The organism is Paenibacillus elgii NBRC 100335, assembly GCF_004000865.1.
Classification (GTDB): Bacteria; Bacillota; Bacilli; order Paenibacillales; family NBRC-103111; genus Paenibacillus_G; species Paenibacillus_G elgii.
This window is the reverse complement of sequence record NZ_BIMB01000120.1, coordinates 1-2,665: the sequence shown is the minus strand read 5'-3', so window position 1 is coordinate 2,665 and position 2,665 is coordinate 1. Positions and strand designations below refer to the sequence as shown.

Below are 2,665 nucleotides of genomic sequence, written 5' to 3'. Positions count from 1 at the left end.
ATAGCTCAAATGCTTGTTAACGCTTGGCATTTCGTTCTCATTTGTTCAGTTTTCAAAGAGCTTTCGTCACTATTCTGTTCTGCCGTGACAAGATCTAATCTTATCACATCAGGACGAGCTTTGCAACTACTTTTTTTCGTTGGCCGCTCGTTCAAGGCTGACTGCCTTTCGCGGCGACAAGCAATAATGTATCACAGATGCCGGGTCGAATGCAACCATAAATTTTGGAAAACGTAAATCTGGTCCATTTCTCGCCAATCGGCGCCCATTTTAGTGGGCATTCCATAGCTCTTGCTGAAAACGAAAAACCGCCGCGCTCCTTTACCGGAACCGGCGGTTTTGTGCTGTACAGCGTGAAGCGTACTTAAACGTCTCCTAACAGCTGCTGCAGCTCCTCTTCGTTATCAATAATACGGATGCCCAGCTCTTGGGCTTTGGTTAACTTGCTGCCAGCGTTCTCCCCGGCGATGACGATGTCGGTCTTCTTCGACACGCTGCCGGTCACCTTGGCGCCCAGCTTCTCCAGCTTCTTGGCGGCTTCGTCCCGCCCCATGATGGTGAGCGTACCCGTTAAGACGACCGTTTTGCCGAAGAACGGACTGCTTTCGTCGACGATCGCAGGCGCTTCTTCGCTCACCGGCTGTATGCCCGCGGCCAGCAATCGCTCAATGCTTCGCTGCATGGCCGGGTCGCGGAAGAAGCCGACGATGCTCTCCGCAACGATGCCGCCGATATCCGGCAGCGTGATCAGCTCCTCCGGCTCCGCCTGCATCAGCTTCTCGAGACTGCGGTAATGCTCCGCAAGCTCCTTGGTCGTCGTCTTGCCCGTATTCGGAATGCCGAGAGCATATAGGAACGATGCCAGATCGGGCTGCTTGCTTTTCTCGAAGGCGGCGATCAAATTCTCGGCCTTCTTGGTCCCGAAGCGTTCCAGCTTGATCAGATCGTCGAACGTCAAATAGTACAGATCGGACGGATCGCGCACGTCGAGCGAATCGTAGAGCTGCTCGGCCGTCTTCTCGCTGAACGTCTCAATGTCCATCGCATCGCGGGAGGCGAAATGGGCAATGCGCCCCACAAGCTGCGGACGGCAGTCCACTTTATTCGTACAGAACAGATGCGGACCCTTTTTCTCCAGATCGTGTCCACAGGAAGGGCACACCGCCGGAGGCACAATTTCGCTGCCGTCGGCTTCTTCGGTCACCTTGCCGAGAATCTCCGGAATGACGTCGTTGGAACGCCGGATGTAGACAAGACTGCCTAAACCAAACTTTAGATTTTTGCGCTCGATGTCGTCCATGTTGTTAAGCGTACAGTTCTGTACGGTCACCCCGCCGATATCGACGGCTTCCACCCGGGCGAGCGGCGTCACTTTGCCGGTCCGGCCCACGTTCCAGCTTACGTCGAGCAGCGTCGTCACGGCTTCCTCGGCCTCAAACTTATAGGCCACCGCCCACCGCGGGAATTTGTCAGTATATCCTAGCACTTCGCGAGTGCGCATATCCGTTATTTTTACGACAAGTCCGTCAATCAGAAAATCAAGCGTATTGCGCATGGCGACCAGCTTCTCCAGCTCTTCCTCCACCGCGTCGATGCTATCGACGAATTTGACGAACGGGCTGATTTTAAACTGGTTGTCGTGCAAAAAGTCGACCATTTCCTGATGATTCTGAAATTGCAAAGAGTCGGCATAGCCGATGTTGTAAAAATAAGCGTTCAGCTTGCGCTCCGCTGTGACTTTCGGATTCAGGTTGCGGAGTGCGCCTGCGGCGGCGTTGCGCGCGTTTTTGAGCGGCTCGGCCGCGGTCGCGTTATAGGCTTCGAGCACGGACAGGTTCATAATGCCCTCGCCCTGCACCTCGATAATCCCGTCGGTATATGGAATACGCAGCGGCACGGAACGAATCGTCTTGACATTGGCGAGAATCCCTTCGCCGACGACACCGTTGCCCCGGGTGGCCGCCTGCACGAGCTCGCCGCGGTCGTAGGTCAGATTCAGCGTCAGGCCATCGAATTTCAATTCCACGACAAAGGATAAAGGCGGCAGCGGATCGTCCGGATGCTGCGTATTGTAGTCGTTCACCAGCTTCTGCGCGCGCGTATGCCACGCCATCAGATCGTCGTGGTTTTGCGCCTTGTCCAGGCTCCAGAGCCGGGCCAGATGCCGGTGCGGCTCGAACCCTTTGAGCAGCTCGCCGCCTACCCGCTGCGTGGGCGAGTAAGGCAGCACGGTGCCGGCTTCGGCTTCCAGTTGAACCAGCTTATCATAGAGCGCATCGTATTCGGCATCCGTGAGAGAAGGCTGATCCAGCGTGTAGTAAGCGTAATTATGTTTATTGATCTCTTCGATGAGCGTTTTCATCGTTTCCAAAGCGTCCGGCATCGGAAATTCATCCTCTCATGGCTACGGGATATAAGGGCTGCCTTGCCTGGCGTTTTAGCTCTGCTTGGTGATCGGCGCAAATTTGGCCAGCAGCCGCTTGACGCCCACGGGGGCCGGGAAAGCGATCTGCAGCTCGGTGTCGTCGCCCGAGCCTTTGATGGCGACGACGACGCCGGTGCCCCACTTGCCATGCGACACTTTGTCGCCCATGGCAAAGTCGGTCGCCTGCGCCGCGGGGGCCGCGGCTTTGGGCGCTGCGCCTCCCGCAGCGGCGGACGGGCC

General features: G+C 56.6%; 2 protein-coding genes. Both read right to left on the bottom strand.

Translation table 11 applies throughout. The features are described 5' to 3' along the window. Nucleotides 1-364 precede the first annotated feature (364 nt). Complete coding sequence (ligA, locus tag PEL01S_RS34045; protein ID WP_127463355.1) at nucleotides 365-2,383, bottom strand: NAD-dependent DNA ligase LigA; 2,019 nt, start codon at nucleotides 2,381-2,383, stop codon at nucleotides 365-367. A 54-nt stretch (nucleotides 2,384-2,437) separates the two neighbouring features. Beyond that, nucleotides 2,438-2,665, bottom strand: a 228-nt coding sequence (locus tag PEL01S_RS34040) for a hypothetical protein (RefSeq protein WP_218032568.1), incomplete at its 5' end; no start/stop codon positions are given.

What these genes read in the sequence shown, in the direction of transcription:
- ligA (WP_127463355.1), bottom strand. Translation starts at nt 2,383, where the DNA reads ATGCCGGACGCTTTGGAAACGATGAAAACGCTCATCGAAGAGATCAAT.